Here is a 16,650-nt window from a genome sequence, read left to right as displayed (position 1 = left end):
GCTATTCAGCACTTCCCATTTTTTTCTTTTGCCATTTAACTGCGGCAATATACAGTAATACAATAATTAAGAGTTGCGATACAATCGCTCCAAACCAGCCGAGTACATCTGGCATAAATATTTTCGGAGCCGAATCATTCATACTTTTCCAAATCGTTCCCATATCATGTGCTCCCCATAGTGAGCCAACAACGAAGAAGAAGAGTGAAATCATTTGCATGGTGAATCCTTCACCTACTCGCATCAAGGTTCCTGAAGCACAACCTCCAGCGATAACCATACCGATACCAAATAAGATAGCACCAATAATTAGTGGTAACCCAATTGGATTAACACCTTGCATTAGTATTGCGGGATCAGCACCGTTAAGTTGTGCTCCCAGTTTAATACCACCAATACCGATTGAACCCAGTCCAACAGCAACAAGCACTGCTCGAGTTACTGATGTACTTCCAGTAATACATGGATCACGGAATGCTGCGGTAAAGCAGAACCGTGAACGTTGTAATACATATCCAAACAGAATTCCAAATCCCCAATAAATTGGCAACTTAGGATCACGTGTCTTCAACGCAAACCCAATTGTGACAACAGCAATGGTAACTAAGATTGCCCAAGGTATCTGACTTTTCTTAGGTTTACGCTTTGGACGTTGTCTTCTGATTTCCCCATTAGAAATCTCTGTCATAGCTTCCCTCCTTAACTTTGTTATATATTTAACAAGTTTACACAACTAATATACCATTATTCTATCAATAGAGGTAATACTTCATTTTTATAGGTCATTTGTTTTACTTATGACCTTGTAACGTACAGGAAATATTGTGATAATATTGGCAGACGGAGGGATAGTCATGAATATATCATTGTACCAATCATTAATTAATGTTGCGAAATTTGAAAGTATTACATATGCTGCACAGCAAGCAAACATTTCACAACCTGCATTGAGTCAACAAATTAGATCACTAGAAGAAGAAATGGATGTTCAACTTTTTAATCGATCACCACGTGGTGTTACTCTAACCGACCAAGGTAAGGTATTCGTTGAGTATGCACAGCAAATTGTAGATACGCATCACGAAATGATTCATGCCATGCAAACACCAAGTTGTTCAACATTAACGATCTATTCTACCCCCATAATTAACTCTTATGCCCTTCCCTGTACTCTATTTCATGTCAGTCAAAATTTCGATAATTACTCATTGAATCTTGAAACATTTCCAAGTGATACCGTGGAGAAGGCCATTGCTAATGGTCGCGCACACATTGGATTTATCGTCGGAGAGTCTCAACACCCCGAATTAATATCCATTCCCGCTTTCAAAGACCCTTACTATCTCGTTACAAGTTATGATAGTAATCTCCCTGAAACGCTTGATATTGATGAACTTGCAAACTATCCACTACTAATGCTTGCAAACTCTCAAAAATCAAGACTCCTCTTAAACCAGTATTTAAATACAATTGGTGTCAATATAGACAGTCTGAAGATCCCATATGATATGGATTCAATTGAATCCATTAAAACTTCGATTACTCGTGGATATGGACTCGCCTTTCTCCCTTATATGGTTATTAAAAAAGAGCTCTACAACAAACAATTACGAATCGTACGGCTGAAAGGATTTGACTACCAATGTCAGTATTCACTCATTCGAACGAAACGCCGCTGTTATGGTAATGAAGATATCATCGATTTTATTACTTATAAACTCAATGAAACGAAATGCTAAAAACCCTACACAATGTGTAGGGTTTCTTTTTTAATTTGTGATGATGATTTCCCATACGCCCGATATTACTTCATCCGCCGTATATTTAAGATTGTGCATTGCACAGAAGTCATTCACGGATTGCAGCGTACAACTGTGATCCGTTACTAAAGTAACTTCATTTCCATTATGAATACTTTCCAATTCCTTTTGCAGATTAAGAATTGGAATTGGACAAATATCTCCTAAACAATCGATACGTTTCATATGCCACCTCTATTAATTGAATTTTAGCATGCATATTGAATTCCTGAACAAGTATTTAGTCTTTATTCTTCGGTACTTATTCCATTATATTGATATTCGAGAATATTTTTAACAATTAAGTTTATTCATCTCATCATTTCACAATTTAATTTACTTAGATAAGAGGCAAATGGATTCGACTTGTGTTGTTTGAGGAGCCATATCTACAGGTTGTACGACTTCAAGTTTATAACCTGATTCAATAAAGCATCCTAAATCTTGTGTCATTTTTGCGATATCTCCGCCTATATAAACAATTTTGTCTGAATTTAAGGCTGCAATGTTTTCAACTGTTTCACGAGGTGAATCAACAACCACTACCTGAGGCGAAAATTCAATCAACTCATTCACATTTCCAGGATGTCCTTGGACAAACTTAACGTTTGAAACGCCATTATTTTCCGCATTAACTTCAGCAATTTCGACATTATCATCCACAACATCGATACCAACAATTCGTTTAACTTTATCAGCCATGAGAATTGAAAGGATTCCAACGCTTGAATTAACATCAACAACTGATTCGTTACCTTCCAGATTCAACAACCCGAAAATAGTATTAATCATAGCTTCTGATTGAAGCGTATTTGCACGCAAGAAAGATGTGGATGGAACAAGGAATGATTCATCTAAAATGCGTTCAACGATAAAGGACTCTCCATAAATGACTTCGGATAAATCACCCATAACTTGTGCTGTTTTCGCGCCATTAACATTATGAATAATGCTTACAGTATTTGGAATTGCATCAATAATTGCAGGTACAATTTTTGAAACTGGGAAAAGGCTCTTTGAACGTGTCACAATTGTAATCATGACTTCATCAGTGTAAAATCCCTTACGTACAATAATATGACGAATGTTTCCAGTATGCGTACGTTGATCATAAGGTTTCTCATTAAATTCAACAAGGATATCTTTAACCTTTGTGACAATTTCATCGATACCTTCATTGTTCATCTTAAAGTTATCAACAGGAACAAGGTGACGCGTTTTTCTATCAAGAATGCCCGTAACCATTTTCTTATCGATACTTCGTACAGGAATTACTGTCTTATTACGATAATGCCAATCAAGTGGTGATGCCATGGTTTCACGTACTTCAACATCTGTAAATCCTTCTTTTGATAGTGCATCTTTCACAAGTTTAGTTTTAAATTCAAGTTGTTTTTCATATGAAATATGTTGTAATGGAGCAATGCTCGTAAGTGATTGATGTTTTGCTTTTACTTCAACACGTTCAGAAGAACGTGATTTAAGTTCAACAAGTTCTCCAAATGCGTAACGGCTTGTAACTCGATCGATTTTAACGACAGCTTTTTCCCCTGGTAAGACACCCTCTACAAAAACAGGAAAACCATCAACTTTCGCAACACCCATTCCTTTAAACGTTAAATCAATAAATTCTAATTCTAATTTTTCATTCTTTGTTACTGTACTCATATTTATTTCTCTCTTCCCTAATTGTGATCATCTAAGATTTCACAAACACGTCCTACGATTCCACTTTGTAACATTACCTTAATTCCATGGGGATGATACTGTGAATTTGTAAGCAGTCTATCAACATAACCTTCAGTAGTAACACCGGTACGTTGATCTTGTTTCTGTACTACAAGAACATGAAGTCCTGGTTTAATATTTTTTCGTTGTTTTGGATCCATGACCTACCCCTTGCGTTTTCTCTTATTCGCTTCTCGTTTTGCTTTTTGTGTACGATTGCCTGGTTTTTTATCCCCAGATTTTTTATTATTTGATTTCTTTCCTTCTGACTTACGCCATGGTTCACTCTTTTGTCTATTTTTTCTATGGCGATTGTCTTTTGTCTTTGAATCGTTTCTGTCCGATTTCGTTTGAATTGATTCTTGTTTCTTCTTGTGGCGATTTGCTTTACTCTTATTTACTTTTTCCGTTTTATCTACTAGAGGGAAGTCTGGATTGTCGATAACCTCTATGTTTTTACCAATTAACTTCTCGATATCTTCCAACAATTCAATTTCTTGATAGTTAACATATGAAATGGAGTGTCCTTCATGCCCTGCTCTACCGGTACGACCGATTCGGTGAACATAAGTTTCAGGAACATCTGGCATGTCATAGTTCACAACATAACCCAATTCATTAATGTCAATTCCACGCGATGCGATATCTGTTGCGACAAGTACTTGAATTTCATAATCCTCAAAACTACTCAAGGCGCGTTGGCGTGCATTCTGCGATTTATTTCCATGAATGGCAAGTGCTGATATTTGACGTCGTTGTAAATCTTTCACGACACGGTCAGCACCACGTTTTGTTCGTGTAAACACTAATACTGATGACCCAGGATTCTCCTTCAAGAATCTTGAGAGCAAGTTTATTTTATTTTTTTGATCTACAAATTGTACTGTCTGCTTGACGGTATCAACTGTTGATGATACCGGAGTTACGGATACTTTCACAGGATTGTAAAGAAGTTCGCTTACGATCTCTTCAATTTCCTTTGGCATCGTTGCAGAGAATAACAATGTTTGTTTTTTACGAGGAACGATTTTCATGATTCTTTTAATATCATGAATGAATCCCATATCTAACATACGATCGGCTTCATCTAAAATGAATATTTCAATCTTAGATATATCTACATGACCTTGATTCATTAAATCAATCAAGCGTCCCGGTGTAGCAACTAATACATCCACACCAGCACGAAGTGCGGTAACTTGTTTCCCTTGGTTAACACCACCGAAGATAACTGTCGTTGTCAGCGGTAAATGCTTCCCATAGTCACGATAACTTTCGTATATTTGTGTTCCAAGTTCACGCGTAGGTGTTAGGACCAATGCACGAATTTTACGTTTCTTTGCTTGGTTTGGATTTTGTGCCAATATCTGTAGCGTTGGGACTGCAAAGGCAGCAGTTTTCCCCGTACCCGTTTGTGCTAATCCTAAGACATCTCTACCATCAAGAACAGCAGGAATTGCTCCTTCTTGGATTGGTGTAGGGGCTTCATAACCTTGTTCCTTCAAGGCTCTTAGTAGCTCCTCATTAATTTTTAAATCTTCAAATTTCATATTTTCTACCGTTTCTAACATCATATCCATAATAAAAGAGTGTCTCCACTCTTCTTTTATATAACTAAATATGTAAATGAATGTATTGATAGTACTATTTTATCGGTTTTCACCTAATAAGTAAACTAACATAATACATTTGATTGTGTAAAATAGGTGGGGGAATACAAAAAGCGATAACTCGCTTATAATGGTTTTACTACAAACTATTAGAAAGTGAGCTATCGCCATGACTATTTTACCACAATTTGAATTATCCAACACCTTAAAAAATTTATTTGTGTCTATCCAGGAATCAACGAATTACCTTTTAGAACCTACCAATCAAGAATTTACGATCCGTAATTACTCTCAGTTTATTGAACATACTTCAGAATGGCTTCGCATTGCTGCTTGTGACTATCTTGTTCAAAACTTTGAACTTCTTGATTTAAAATTTAAGAATTCCGCACTTCGTAAAAGAGATTACTATGTTCACCAAACACGTGAACGCACCCTTATTACTGTATTTGGAGTCGTGAAGTTTAAACGAACTATCTACAAAGATAAGACTACAGGAAAAACCTTTATCTATGTCGATCGCAAACTAGGTTTACCTAAATATGATCGCTATGACCCATGCGTAAAGTGCATGATTGTGGAGACTTTTGCGAATCAAAATTCAATGATTAAAGTCGGAGAGCAGATTGGTGACAGAATCTTTTCTTCTTTCTCAACGTCTCAGCATCGTGAACATTATCGTATATCAAGACAAACAGTTTATAATACCGTTAAACGTCCCTTGCCGTCACTGTCTGAACTTTGTGAGCCTAAGCCTACACCAAGTCACTTATACATCATGGCCGATGAAAAGTATGTTCATATGCAACGTAATGAATCTCAGTCTGTCATGGTCAAGTCAGCTGTAATTTTTGAAGGTATAAAAGGACCTCAGAAGCGCCGTCAATTGATTAATAAAATGGTTTATTCAGGAACTGAAAGTAATTTCTGGAATAGTGTATATGACCTCTTATCAATCACGTATGATATGGATAAAATCAAGAATATTACCATACTCGGAGATGGTGCTTTATGGATTAAGTCAGGAACTCGTGAATTTTCTCATAGTAGCTTTGCCCTTGATAAGTTTCACTTTAAACAAGCACTTAATCATATCACCACAGATAAACCTACAAAAGAAATCCTCGCCTCCAATATAATTAACGGAAATACTGAAACCTTTAATCAAATCATTCAAACCTTGATAGATGGTACAGAACAATCAAATCGTCAAAAAACAATAGAAGAAAAATGTAATTATATACTACGCAATACTCTTGCGATACAGTACAGCTACAACGGCTTGAAAATAGGTTGTAGTATGGAGTCAGCTATCAGTCATAATCTCGCTTCTATATACTCAAATAGACCTAAGGGATACTGCAAAGAAAATTTAAATGCTTATCTTAATCTAAGAAACTTATTCCTTAACCATATCGATATTAGAAACTTATATTTAGATTCAATAGATCCTAAAAGTATAAAACAAAAAGAAGCCAAATATGACTTCTCGATGTTCGAACAACGAAATGCTTACGATAAATCCTCGAGTTCAAGATGGCTTAAGGCACATATCAGCAGAAATTAAAGAAACCATTATTTTCCCCCACTTATTTGACACTAACAATACATTTGCACTTAAATCAGAAACCCGTTACTGCTTTTCGAGTAATACCACTGTTTCAACATGAGCAGTATCAATAAATTATTTAGACGACCTATTACTAATTAACCTGGATTGTTAGATGCTAATTAAACTAAATCGGATTGGGACTTGTATAATTGACTAAAATTATTAATCAATCATATTTTCAGCAACTTCACTATTTTAAAAAATCAGTACGTTATTACCGAATTATCGATTGGAATAAAAACAATCTCCATAAACCGCACAATACACAATATATAAATCACTCTGTGAATGTTTCATTCAATTTTTTTATTAACATCGTTGAATTGTCCATTGTAATTGATGTTTCTTTATACCCCAGTAATCTGTAAAGATTTCTTGCTATCTCGTTATCAGAATGGAAGAAAAGAACTATATTATCAGACGGACCGTTAGGATAGGTTTTAATTAGTTTATCAAACTCGACTAGAGTATCCCTACCATAACCTAATCCTTGGAATCTTTTATCAATTACGAAATGCCAGATAAAATATGTGTTTTGGTTGTAGAACTCTTTTCCTTGAAAATCTTCGTGATCTAAAACATCATAAATATACATTATAAACCCTATTATTTTTGTATCTTTATATATTGCAAGTGGGACTGCTGGAGTTCCATCCATATTCATCTCCAGTGCATCTCCGATACTTTTTAAAACAGATGTTTCAAGAAATTTCTCTTGATTTTCATTAACTTCAAGTTCAATTATGTCATTAATATTATTTGCATTAACACTCTTCAATGTGATCATTTCTACTCTCCCATATCATTTATATTATTATATTGATGTCGATACAAGATTCATAATTATTACAACTTTCGTATCTAAAAATACTCATTCACATTCATATATATTCACAAGTCAAAAAGATTCATGCCGCTACCATTTACAACTGCATATGCTTCAGTTTCATTTGATTTTAAAACTTCGCGGACTTGGTCACGTACATAGTAATCGTAACCTCTTTCTTTAGAATTTTGACTCGCTATTGTTAGGACGCTCATAAACTTATCCTTAAATTTATGTTTACATATTATTCTTTGATAACAGAACTACAGTTTCTACATGTGCAGTATGTGGAAACTGATCCACTGGTTGAACAGTCACAATGTTATACCCAAACTCCTTTAGCCATACAAGATCTTCAGCTAAACTTCTTGGTGCACAGGAAACATAAATAATCTTGTCAGTTGCGAAACGTCCAATGCTTCTCATTACTTTTCCCCCTGCACCACTACGAGGTGGATCGAGTAATAGTATATCAGGATGACCCCACTCTTCTTTCAATTTAGGAAGGCCACTTCTCGCATCACTTGTCATAAAATAGGTATTTTCCAGTCCATTGTCCTTAGCATTTCGTCTTGCAGATTCAATTGATTTATCCACAATTTCAATCCCTGCTAGAGCTTTACTGTTCTTAGCAAAAGGCAAACTAAATGTCCCAACCCCACAGAAGAGGTCTAACATTTTCATTTGATCATTAACTTCTGCCATTTCCAATGCTAATTCAACCAACTTCTCAGCTTGAACTGGATTAGCTTGAAAAAACGTATCGGGCCAAATGCGGTACTTAAAGCCATTAAGAACATCAACGAGATAATCTCTTCCATGGAGGATGTGAATTGCGTCAGCTTGAATACGTTCTACAGCTTCAGCATGTTCAATCCATTGTAAACTAACGAGGTTATCAAATTTCGTTGTCAGTAAATCAACAAGATCTCTTACTTCTTCTTCGTATGCTGCGGGAGACTGTGTAGCATAAAACACCAACATCAATTCATCCGTTGTAAAGGACATACGCATCATAAGATTTCTTAATAATCCTTCTTCTGTTTCTTTATTATATCCCGAAAGTTTGTACTTTTCCTGCCATTCACTGACAACATTTTTCACATCAACCATAATTTCTGGCATCAGTAATGAATCCTGCAAATCAATAACCTTACGGAAATTCCCTTGTTGTGTCATTCCTAATTCACCATTGGGTCCAAATGTTAGCTCCATCTTATTTCGATAACGATATGGATTTTCCATGCCGATGATTGGTTTAACCACACTTGTATCAAATCCATTATTTTCAAGATGATGTTTAACCATGTTTTCTTTAAATTCAAGTTGATTCTCATATTTCATATACTGCAAAGGTGCACCACCGGATACAGATTCATCTGTGGAAATATCCAGATTACGAGTTGGCCCTGGTTTTAAAAGTTCGTCGTAGGATAAAGTAGCTTTTCTTCGTCCTTGTGCATTGGGAACTGTCACTTTTACGACATCTCCAGGTACAACATTTTTTATAAAGAGGTTCAATCTTTTTCCTTGTGAACCTGTTGTAGGTGCATGAGTATATTTTGCATACCCATAACCATTTTCTTCAATCGTATCGATTGTGACTTCCAACACTTCTGTTGGGCATGTGTTTCTATTCATAACATCACCTCAAATTGTTTAATCGTTTTTAATTATACTTTAATTTCTTCCGATATTTATACTATTCTACTTCTTTTAACAATTCTAAAAATTTATTAAAATTATAGGGATAGGAGTTACTCCCTGAAAATCTAATTGGGCCCTTTGCATTGCAATAATATATTTCAAGTTCCCACTGTGTTCCATCGTATATCGTATAACCAAATCTTTCGGTAGTGTAACTGTTTCTCCACTCACCAATTTTTATTTCTTTTAATTCATCAAGAAATGCTTTGTCTCTGTAAGATTTTATTTCTATTGAGTTTTCAAAAGGTATTCTATTCTCAGAGTCACCTTCTTCAATATCCGAATCTTCTTCTTTGCCTACTATAATTATATAATTTTTATATCCTGATAAGAATCCACCGATTGAAAATATCAATTTATAAATATACTTTAGATTTCTGTCAAATTCTGAGGATTTTCGTTCTAGTTTTGATTGTTCATAGATTCCGCCTGCTTTTTTAAACGAAACGATTGCATCTTGCATTTTCTCAGCTAACATTTCTATCTCAATAATTCTTTTTCAGAACTCATCTTCACTATATTTATTTGGTTTCTCTAATAAAATTTTATTATTTTCTATTTCTTTTTTATAACTGTTTATTTCACTCAACAAGGTCTCTTTTGGTTTTTTATCAATGTTTAAATCAGTGTACTCATCCATAATTAGCCATCATTACCCCCTTGAACTTTTCTCCTGCAAAAAAGTAGTCTGTTTTCTTTTCAATAGTTTCTGTCACCAACCACTTAAAATTCATATCTTCATTTAGTTTCATAGTTACGAGAATACCATTTTCAATGTAGTCATACAATCTATAACCATCCAATAAGAAATCGAGTTGTGTCCGGTTTAGTGTTGAAATGATTCGTTTGTCTGTTAACTTTGCATAGACTAATTCAGGACATTCAGAAAGCATTCGATAAATACATAGCTGCATTTTCTCATCATTTGTATATAAAGTTAGTAAATAATGAAGAATTAGCTCTCTCAAGTGTTCCAAATCGGAGACCTTTATATCTACTAATATAAGAGTGAATTTCGTTGCAAAATGTACGAGTTGAATACACTTTCGTTTTTCAAAATAGAATATCTTTGTGCCCCATTCGTGCATTTTATTGCAACTTTCCGCACTTACTATTCTTTGTGCTTCATCTTTTGAATTATCACTTAAGGTTTCCATTATTTCCATGTTAAATCTATCAACTGTTTTTTTAGTCACGTATATGATCATTATAATAACCTCTCTTGAGATTTACTACTTTGGTTTATTTCTATAAAAATATAGATGCAAGTAATGCGAGTGTCTCCACATGAATTGAATGCACAAAAAAGATAAGGGCGTTTCTCTGCAATTTCTTTTTTGTTTGCTTTCAATTTATTATTCAAGTTAAATTCGATCATTTAGCTTATTCATTTGTATACTCCAAATCATTTAATTTTTTATAATATTCTTCCATTTGGTTATCATCGATGCCTTCCTGTCTATTTTGTTTACTATTTGGAAGATTTGGTTTATCTCTATTCGGCCTTTCATAATGTTTATAGTAATTTTCAGTTCCATCCAAGTATAACTCAATTTGAAGTGCTGATTCATTATTATATCCTTTATCGCCATAAAAACGCTCACAGAAACCAAAATATTTCAATTTGCATTTTTTTTCAAGAACCTTAAAATATTTATCTTTCATAAACAAAGACCCAGTTATTCCATCATTATACCAATAACTTTTATTATTATTAACAAGAATCACATCCTCACCACTATTATTCTTCCACGAGTTATTATGTAAGCTGTACTTAAGATCAAATATTTTTACTAATCTAGTCGAAGGAACATTGAAATTTGTTTCGACAAACTCATTTCTAAACTCATTGGTACTTCTGAGACTACATGTCCTTGAAGTGTCGTATATACTTATATTAATAACATCATCATTAATCGTCGGAGTTTCTATGGTATACATTCTATCATTTGAAGGATTATTTGAAAGTGTATATTTTTCATCGACCGCCAAGTTTAGTATATATTCATCACTCCATACTAATTTGCCGCTTTTTTTATCTTTTTCTCTTCTTTTAATACTTCCATATATCAGCCTCCATTCTTCACCTTTAAACTTAACGGGAGCTATTAATTCTCTGAAGTTAGCGATAGATAATTTGAAATCTTCTGCCCACTCATCTGTTTTTATCTTAGGTATATATATTTTTTTTATGATTTTTTTATCCAAACTATCGATTTCTTCATTATAAACACTAATTGGATAGTATAAAACTACTGACTCATTATATACATCGTTTTCATATGAATCAAAACACAATTCTCTTTCGTTATATTTGTCAAACGTATTTAAGTAATAATTACATGCCAAAGAACCTTCTAAATTAGAAATTGATAAATCTAAAGCTTTATAAAGATTATTTTTCATATCAGACTCAAAAACTCTTTTTTTCTCAATATCGTGTAGATCAATATGATATTTATTTAAAAAATACTTAAACAAATACTGCCAAGACAAATATATATCGTAAGAGTCTACCAATTGTTCAGTAATTCCACTTTCTGAATAGTACTCCTTTACTTTATTATTTGATACATATCTTTTTAAAAAATCAAGATCATTCAATCTCATCTTTTTATGAACTTCTTGGTGTATTTTATTAATCTTCACTTTATCTTCACTTAAGAACTGTGTTCTGAAATGTATGTTGTATTTATCAATATTATAGACGTCCATATTTAGCAATCTGTAATCGTACTTAAAATCAAAACCAACCACTGATAGGAAATCGAATATTGTATCATCATTTTGCTTATCTCTGAATTCACTTATATCTATTTTAGTTTCATTAGTTAATCTCTTATATCCGTAAAGATATAATTGAATCCACTGAATGCAATTGATGTTTAGTAGGGTTTCATTATTGATTTGTTGAAAAAATTCAACAATTTTTTTATTGTCTTTTTCCAAAGAACTGAGAACATGAATTATTCCTTCTTTAATATAATCATCTTCCACTCTAAAATATGAATCAATTAGAACATCGCAATATTCACTGTTTAATTTTGCCACTTCAAATATTAATTTTCTTGCTAAGTATCTAATATTTCCGTTAGGTAATGAGCTTATCCAAAATGCAAACCAGAACTTTTCTTCTATATATATACTTGAATATTCATACCTAACAATGCTTCTAATCCATATTTTAAGTCTCGAACGAATCGAGCTAACTTCATATCTTTGATATTCCAAACTATATACACTATTTGCATCTTCAAACAATTGCATATTAATATGATTTACACAATTAAATGGATTTGAGTGATATCCACCAATTTCTCGGATTAAATCTTTCACGGTCATATTGTGAGTTAACCTATCTTTAATTATTCTCATGTTTTCTGCGCTTAATTCTAATTCGTTAAACATGTCTAAAGTTAACGATTCAATCAAACCAGTCTCCATAATAATGAACAATGCATCATTAATTTCATTTTCACATTTTTCAAATATCATAATTATCAAGGCTCTACTTACCGAGTGGAAATTGATTAATAGCTGCTTGAGTAGTTTAACGCTTTCATCTGAAGTGAGTTCCTTAATTTTCCCCATAATACTTCTTGCGATCAGATAGTCGCAAAGAGATTCATTTTTAAAAAGAATGTATTGATTTTCTTTATCACTATAAGTCACAATGAAATTTTTCTGTCCCATCTCAATTATATATCTACTAAATTCACCACCTAAAATCTCTTTTAGCTGAGTGAATGTTAGAACTTTACTGTTTATTGAAATCATTTCCATAATTACTTTTTTTGTCTGAGACCACCTTGGTTTACCTAAAGATATTTGAATCATCTTCTCATAAAGATGAGTACCTTTAATGAGAGGTTTTCTGTCTGGATTAACTAAGAAATTTTTTGACAGCACTTTAATTGCTAGTGAATAATGATATGGATTGTTATTAACAATAAAATGCTCGTGCATAGTTAAATCAAGATTGTACTTTTCAGATATCTTTTCAATCGCATCTTCGCTCGAAACACCACTAAAAATTTCTAAATCAGTTACCTTTGACTTTATGGAATCAATTTCGTGTTTAGGGAGTGAATAATCTCTATAGGTTAGTATGATGCGTAAATTCATATTTCCCTCGTTTTTATCAATAAACTCTAAAACTTGTAATCTTGTTTCATCACTTAATTCATTAATTGCATCAACTAAAAGAAAAAATCTCTTCTCTTCTGAAATTTTTATAATTTCGTTAAATACTGCACTTGATATCTGCTCAATATACTTTCCATAAACCGTTAATACCTCAAATCCATACTCGTTTATTTTTTGGGATAGTTCAAACATATACTCACTTTTACCAATTCCACCTACACCTGTAATCAAAAATACTTTATTAAACTTTAAAGCTTCATTTATAACTTCTTCGTTTGAGTAGTCTTCTTTAACGTCTTTGTAAGAATACAACTTTGAGTATAGATTACTTACCGATCTAACGTACTGATTGAAATTCTCCTTTAGATTTCGATTTATTCTTCCAATGTTTTGATTTATCTCATCCACAATACGATTTTGTTCTTGATGAGATTTTGATAGTTGTTGATTTCTGTCATTAAAAAAATGTCTCTCAGATGGTAGTAGACCTAACAATCTTTTTTCTAAGTAATTATCCTCCCAATCATATTTATCCGATGAAATTGTATTCCACATTTGACTTTCTTGCTGAGAATTTAGTTCTTTGTATTCTGGTATTATTGGACACATTTTTACAAATCACTTCCTTTCCCATATTTTCAATCAACCATTTTGACTGATTTAATTAGACAATTTTAGTTTTTTTATTAGAATACCCAATTATTACCTTTTTATATCCTCAGTATACATACTAGATTTAGTAATTAAAACTGACAGCATTAAAATTATTTTTACTCAACAAGACTACCGACTCAACATGTACTGTCTGTGGAAACATATCGACAGGACATACTTCCTTAAGTTCATATCCACGTTCTTGATATAACTTCAAGTCTCTGGCTAGTGTTGCCGGGTTACATGAAACATAAACAATTCGCTCTGGATTCGATTTAACGGAAGCATCGATAAAATTGATATCTAATCCTTTACGTGGTGGATCTACTACTAGAGTATCAATACTTAACCCTTCTTTGACCCATCTTGGCATGATTTCTTCAGCCTTTCCTGCTTCAAATGTTACATTAGTAATATTATTAGTTTCGGCATTGTCTTTAGCCATGACAATTGCATCTTCTACAATTTCCATTGCATATACATGTTTCGCATGGTCCGCAAGGTTGAGTGAGATACTACCAATTCCACAATAGGCATCTACAACTGTTTCATTTGGTTTGATATCTGCCAATTCTATGGCCTTACTATATAAAACCTCGGTTTGTTTCGTATTTACTTGGAAGAAGGATCTTGAAGAAATTGAGAAAGTCTTTCCTAATAGAATATCATGATAACGATCTTCTCCGTATAGTAGAATTTGTTGTTGACCCATAATGACATTAGTGCGTTTCTCATTAATGTTTTGGACAATACTTATGCACTCGGGTATTTCCTTGGTAATTTCTTCCACAATATTTATTGAGAGTTTTTTTGACTCCTTTGTAACGAGGATAATCATTATTTCGTTTGTTGCTTCACTACGTCTCACTATGATATGACGAATGTTACCACGGTGATGTTCTTCATCGTAGGCCTTAATGTTATGTTTTCTAAGAATATCTCTAACAATAATGATTGCTTCATCAATTTTAGAATCTTGAATGTGATAGTTTTCAATCGGAATTAGATCGTGAGAGGCCTTTTTATAAAACCCCGTTTCCAATTGACCATTAATTTCTCTAACAGGAATCTGTGCTTTATTTCGATAGTTCCATGGATTTTCCATTCCTAACGTATCATGGATGATCACATTTTCTAAGCTTACTTCCTTCGATAATGTCTTAATGACTAAATCTTTTTTGAACTTAAGTTGTTCACTATAGGATAGATGCTGAAGTGGCATCGTTCCTGTTCGAGTTCCCACTGCATCTGTGATTTCGACACGTGCTTTTGATTCTTTAGTCCACGAAAGTACTTTACCAAATGCAAAGCGCTTTGTTACTTTCAAAATAGTGATATCCACAACTTCTCCTGGAATCGTATTCTCAATAAAAACAGGAAAACCGTCCACTTTCGCAACTCCAAATCCTTCGTAAGTTAAGTCGATTATCTCAACTTGGTAATGTTCATTTTTGTTCATAATTATCCTCAATTTCATCCAATTTATTTAATGTTATTTTTATAGCTCCTGCAACAGTAGCTCGGTTGTTTCTTGGTTGTCCGAAGTGGTGCGCGACATCTTTCAATGTTTCTTCTAGAAGTTTATCAAATTGTTCTCTAATCTCAATATGATATCGAGATAAATGACTCTCTATACTCTCATTATAAATGTATTCATATTCCCGTACACCTTGATGATACCAATAAGGTTTCTCATCGTCGAATTTATAAGCATGGAGCCAATCCCAGATAATACTGATGTCTTCAACATTGGGATTATCAATATGACAATGTTTGCAAAGTAGAATAAAATTTCCTGGCTCGTCTTTTCCTCCAAGAGAAAAAGCGCGAATATGACAACGATCCAAACGTTTTTTAACACCACATCGCCAACAATGTGAAGTAGCATTTTTGTAGGTAACGTTTGTTTGATTGGTATCAATCGCATCTTTCCAATAATCCGCAATTTCTTGTTTGGTTGTTAGAATTCTCTTTGTCATAGTTACCTCAATTCATTTCTATTGTACCAAAAAATTAGGTTGCATGTCCTTTGGAATATACTACTTTATCACTTATAATGAGGCCAAGGAGGATATTTTAATGCAAATAACAAAAAAAGGAGTTCCAACTGAGGTAGCAGGTGTTCAACCAACCTTAAACGAAATGGCTCCATCATTTAATTTACCTAATATCAACGGTGAAACCGTTTCTTTAGATTCCCTAAAAGGACAGACTGTTCTTATCAGTATTTTCCCTGATATCAACACTCGTGTTTGTGATCTTCAAACGCGTCACTTTTTTAAGGTAGCAAGTGATTATCCAAGTGTAAAGATTGTGAACGTATCTAATAATACCATTGATCAACTCAAAGACTGGTGTGCAGTAGCTGGAATTGAGGCAGAAATGCTAAGCGATGTCGAACTCGAATTTGCACACGCTTATGGCATCTACCTTCCAGAGTTTGAATTGCTCGCTCGTTCTATCTTTGTAATCAATAAAGATGGAAAACTTGTCTACTCAGAAATTGTTCCTGAAATGGCCCAAGAGCCAAATTATGAAGCAGCTCTCGAAGCAGCGCAAAACGCTTAA

The 16,650-nt window shown here is 33.6% G+C and carries 17 protein-coding genes; 3 read left to right on the top strand and 14 right to left on the bottom strand.

Going from position 1 to position 16,650, the window contains the following annotated elements; translation table 11 throughout:
- Nucleotide 1 precedes the first annotated feature (1 nt).
- Nucleotides 2–688: a YeeE/YedE thiosulfate transporter family protein gene (locus H9L01_RS03660; protein ID WP_187534669.1), complete on the bottom strand. Its 687-nt coding sequence runs from the start codon at nt 686–688 to the stop codon at nt 2–4.
- 166 nt (nt 689–854) lie between these two features.
- Between H9L01_RS03660 and H9L01_RS03655 the strand changes: the two genes are divergently transcribed.
- Nucleotides 855–1,739 (top strand): LysR family transcriptional regulator, encoded by an 885-nt coding sequence (locus tag H9L01_RS03655; RefSeq protein WP_187534668.1) that lies wholly within the window; start codon nt 855–857, stop codon nt 1,737–1,739.
- A gap of 30 nt (nt 1,740–1,769) precedes the next feature.
- Here H9L01_RS03655 and H9L01_RS03650 read toward each other — a convergent pair whose 3' ends face one another.
- The 4 genes from H9L01_RS03650 to H9L01_RS03635 all read right to left on the bottom strand — a co-directional run bounded on the left by H9L01_RS03650 (nt 1,770) and on the right by H9L01_RS03635 (nt 5,107).
- Nucleotides 1,770–1,985, bottom strand: coding sequence for a sulfurtransferase TusA family protein (locus H9L01_RS03650; RefSeq protein WP_187534667.1), 216 nt, complete (start codon nt 1,983–1,985; stop codon nt 1,770–1,772).
- Nucleotides 1,986–2,135: 150 nt separating this feature from the next.
- Nucleotides 2,136–3,467 carry a 23S rRNA (uracil(1939)-C(5))-methyltransferase RlmD gene (rlmD, locus tag H9L01_RS03645; RefSeq protein ID WP_187534666.1) on the bottom strand — a complete coding sequence of 444 codons (1,332 nt, stop codon included), beginning with the start codon at nt 3,465–3,467 and terminating at the stop codon, nt 2,136–2,138.
- A 17-nt stretch (nt 3,468–3,484) separates the two neighbouring features.
- The gene (locus tag H9L01_RS03640) at nt 3,485–3,688 is read right to left on the bottom strand and encodes a YwbE family protein (protein ID WP_187534665.1); all 204 of its coding nucleotides are present in this window, start codon (nt 3,686–3,688) and stop codon (nt 3,485–3,487) included.
- A gap of 3 nt (nt 3,689–3,691) precedes the next feature.
- Nucleotides 3,692–5,107 (bottom strand): DEAD/DEAH box helicase, encoded by a 1,416-nt coding sequence (locus H9L01_RS03635; protein ID WP_343062698.1) that lies wholly within the window; start codon nt 5,105–5,107, stop codon nt 3,692–3,694.
- A 199-nt stretch (nt 5,108–5,306) separates the two neighbouring features.
- Between H9L01_RS03635 and H9L01_RS03630 the strand changes: the two genes are divergently transcribed.
- The gene (locus tag H9L01_RS03630; RefSeq protein ID WP_187533310.1) at nt 5,307–6,704 is read left to right on the top strand and encodes a UPF0236 family transposase-like protein; all 1,398 of its coding nucleotides are present in this window, start codon (nt 5,307–5,309) and stop codon (nt 6,702–6,704) included.
- Between the two features lie 322 nt (nt 6,705–7,026).
- Here the strand turns inward: H9L01_RS03630 and H9L01_RS03625 are convergent, their stop codons facing one another.
- The 9 genes from H9L01_RS03625 to H9L01_RS03585 all read right to left on the bottom strand — a co-directional run bounded on the left by H9L01_RS03625 (nt 7,027) and on the right by H9L01_RS03585 (nt 16,061).
- Nucleotides 7,027–7,536, bottom strand: a complete 510-nt coding sequence (locus H9L01_RS03625) for a GNAT family N-acetyltransferase (protein ID WP_187534664.1) — start codon at nt 7,534–7,536, stop codon at nt 7,027–7,029.
- A 104-nt stretch (nt 7,537–7,640) separates the two neighbouring features.
- Nucleotides 7,641–7,790 (bottom strand): hypothetical protein, encoded by a 150-nt coding sequence (locus H9L01_RS03620; RefSeq protein ID WP_187534663.1) that lies wholly within the window; start codon nt 7,788–7,790, stop codon nt 7,641–7,643.
- A gap of 22 nt (nt 7,791–7,812) precedes the next feature.
- On the bottom strand, nt 7,813–9,216 hold the full coding sequence (gene rlmD / locus H9L01_RS03615; protein WP_187534662.1) for a 23S rRNA (uracil(1939)-C(5))-methyltransferase RlmD: 1,404 nt from the start codon (nt 9,214–9,216) through the stop codon (nt 7,813–7,815).
- Between the two features lie 61 nt (nt 9,217–9,277).
- Nucleotides 9,278–9,760 carry a hypothetical protein gene (locus tag H9L01_RS10660; protein ID WP_223151042.1) on the bottom strand — a complete coding sequence of 161 codons (483 nt, stop codon included), beginning with the start codon at nt 9,758–9,760 and terminating at the stop codon, nt 9,278–9,280.
- Nucleotides 9,761–9,781: 21 nt separating this feature from the next.
- A complete protein-coding gene (locus tag H9L01_RS03605; RefSeq protein WP_187534661.1) occupies nt 9,782–9,922 on the bottom strand; it encodes a hypothetical protein in 141 nt (46 codons plus the stop codon).
- A complete protein-coding gene (locus H9L01_RS03600) occupies nt 9,915–10,490 on the bottom strand; it encodes a DUF6933 domain-containing protein (protein WP_187534660.1) in 576 nt (191 codons plus the stop codon). The genes H9L01_RS03605 and H9L01_RS03600 overlap by 8 nt, the downstream gene beginning before the upstream one ends.
- Before the next feature lie 175 nt (nt 10,491–10,665).
- On the bottom strand, nt 10,666–14,037 hold the full coding sequence (locus H9L01_RS03595; protein ID WP_187534659.1) for an NACHT domain-containing protein: 3,372 nt from the start codon (nt 14,035–14,037) through the stop codon (nt 10,666–10,668).
- Nucleotides 14,038–14,164: 127 nt separating this feature from the next.
- On the bottom strand, nt 14,165–15,541 hold the full coding sequence (gene rlmD, locus H9L01_RS03590) for a 23S rRNA (uracil(1939)-C(5))-methyltransferase RlmD (protein ID WP_246449158.1): 1,377 nt from the start codon (nt 15,539–15,541) through the stop codon (nt 14,165–14,167).
- Nucleotides 15,528–16,061: an HNH endonuclease gene (locus tag H9L01_RS03585; protein WP_187534657.1), complete on the bottom strand. Its 534-nt coding sequence runs from the start codon at nt 16,059–16,061 to the stop codon at nt 15,528–15,530. The genes rlmD (H9L01_RS03590) and H9L01_RS03585 overlap by 14 nt, the downstream gene beginning before the upstream one ends.
- A gap of 100 nt (nt 16,062–16,161) precedes the next feature.
- Here H9L01_RS03585 and H9L01_RS03580 point away from each other — a divergent pair, with 100 nt between their 5' ends.
- A complete protein-coding gene (locus H9L01_RS03580) occupies nt 16,162–16,650 on the top strand; it encodes a thiol peroxidase (protein WP_187534656.1) in 489 nt (162 codons plus the stop codon).

It is taken from the genome of Erysipelothrix inopinata (genome assembly GCF_014396165.1).
GTDB classification, from domain to species: Bacteria; Bacillota_I; Bacilli_A; order Erysipelotrichales; family Erysipelotrichaceae; genus Erysipelothrix; species Erysipelothrix inopinata.
Note: the sequence above shows the minus strand (reverse complement) of the source record. Positions and strands in the feature narration are given on the sequence as shown.

Excerpts from the sequence above, each read along its gene's own strand:
- rlmD (WP_187534662.1), bottom strand. The coding sequence starts at position 9,216 with ATGAATAGAAACACATGCCCAACAGAAGTGTTGGAAGTCACAATCGAT.
- H9L01_RS03650 (WP_187534667.1), bottom strand. The coding sequence starts at position 1,985 with ATGAAACGTATCGATTGTTTAGGAGATATTTGTCCAATTCCAATTCTT.
- H9L01_RS03635 (WP_343062698.1), bottom strand. The coding sequence starts at position 5,107 with ATGGATATGATGTTAGAAACGGTAGAAAATATGAAATTTGAAGATTTA.
- rlmD (WP_246449158.1), bottom strand. The coding sequence starts at position 15,541 with ATGAACAAAAATGAACATTACCAAGTTGAGATAATCGACTTAACTTAC.
- H9L01_RS03585 (WP_187534657.1), bottom strand. The coding sequence starts at position 16,061 with ATGACAAAGAGAATTCTAACAACCAAACAAGAAATTGCGGATTATTGG.
- H9L01_RS03620 (WP_187534663.1), bottom strand. The coding sequence starts at position 7,790 with ATGAGCGTCCTAACAATAGCGAGTCAAAATTCTAAAGAAAGAGGTTAC.
- H9L01_RS03595 (WP_187534659.1), bottom strand. The coding sequence starts at position 14,037 with ATGTGTCCAATAATACCAGAATACAAAGAACTAAATTCTCAGCAAGAA.
- H9L01_RS03630 (WP_187533310.1), top strand. The coding sequence starts at position 5,307 with ATGACTATTTTACCACAATTTGAATTATCCAACACCTTAAAAAATTTA.
- H9L01_RS03625 (WP_187534664.1), bottom strand. The coding sequence starts at position 7,536 with ATGATCACATTGAAGAGTGTTAATGCAAATAATATTAATGACATAATT.
- H9L01_RS03605 (WP_187534661.1), bottom strand. The coding sequence starts at position 9,922 with ATGGATGAGTACACTGATTTAAACATTGATAAAAAACCAAAAGAGACC.
- H9L01_RS03600 (WP_187534660.1), bottom strand. The coding sequence starts at position 10,490 with ATGATCATATACGTGACTAAAAAAACAGTTGATAGATTTAACATGGAA.
- H9L01_RS03660 (WP_187534669.1), bottom strand. The coding sequence starts at position 688 with ATGACAGAGATTTCTAATGGGGAAATCAGAAGACAACGTCCAAAGCGT.
- H9L01_RS03580 (WP_187534656.1), top strand. The coding sequence starts at position 16,162 with ATGCAAATAACAAAAAAAGGAGTTCCAACTGAGGTAGCAGGTGTTCAA.
- H9L01_RS03640 (WP_187534665.1), bottom strand. The coding sequence starts at position 3,688 with ATGGATCCAAAACAACGAAAAAATATTAAACCAGGACTTCATGTTCTT.
- H9L01_RS10660 (WP_223151042.1), bottom strand. The coding sequence starts at position 9,760 with ATGTTAGCTGAGAAAATGCAAGATGCAATCGTTTCGTTTAAAAAAGCA.
- rlmD (WP_187534666.1), bottom strand. The coding sequence starts at position 3,467 with ATGAGTACAGTAACAAAGAATGAAAAATTAGAATTAGAATTTATTGAT.
- H9L01_RS03655 (WP_187534668.1), top strand. The coding sequence starts at position 855 with ATGAATATATCATTGTACCAATCATTAATTAATGTTGCGAAATTTGAA.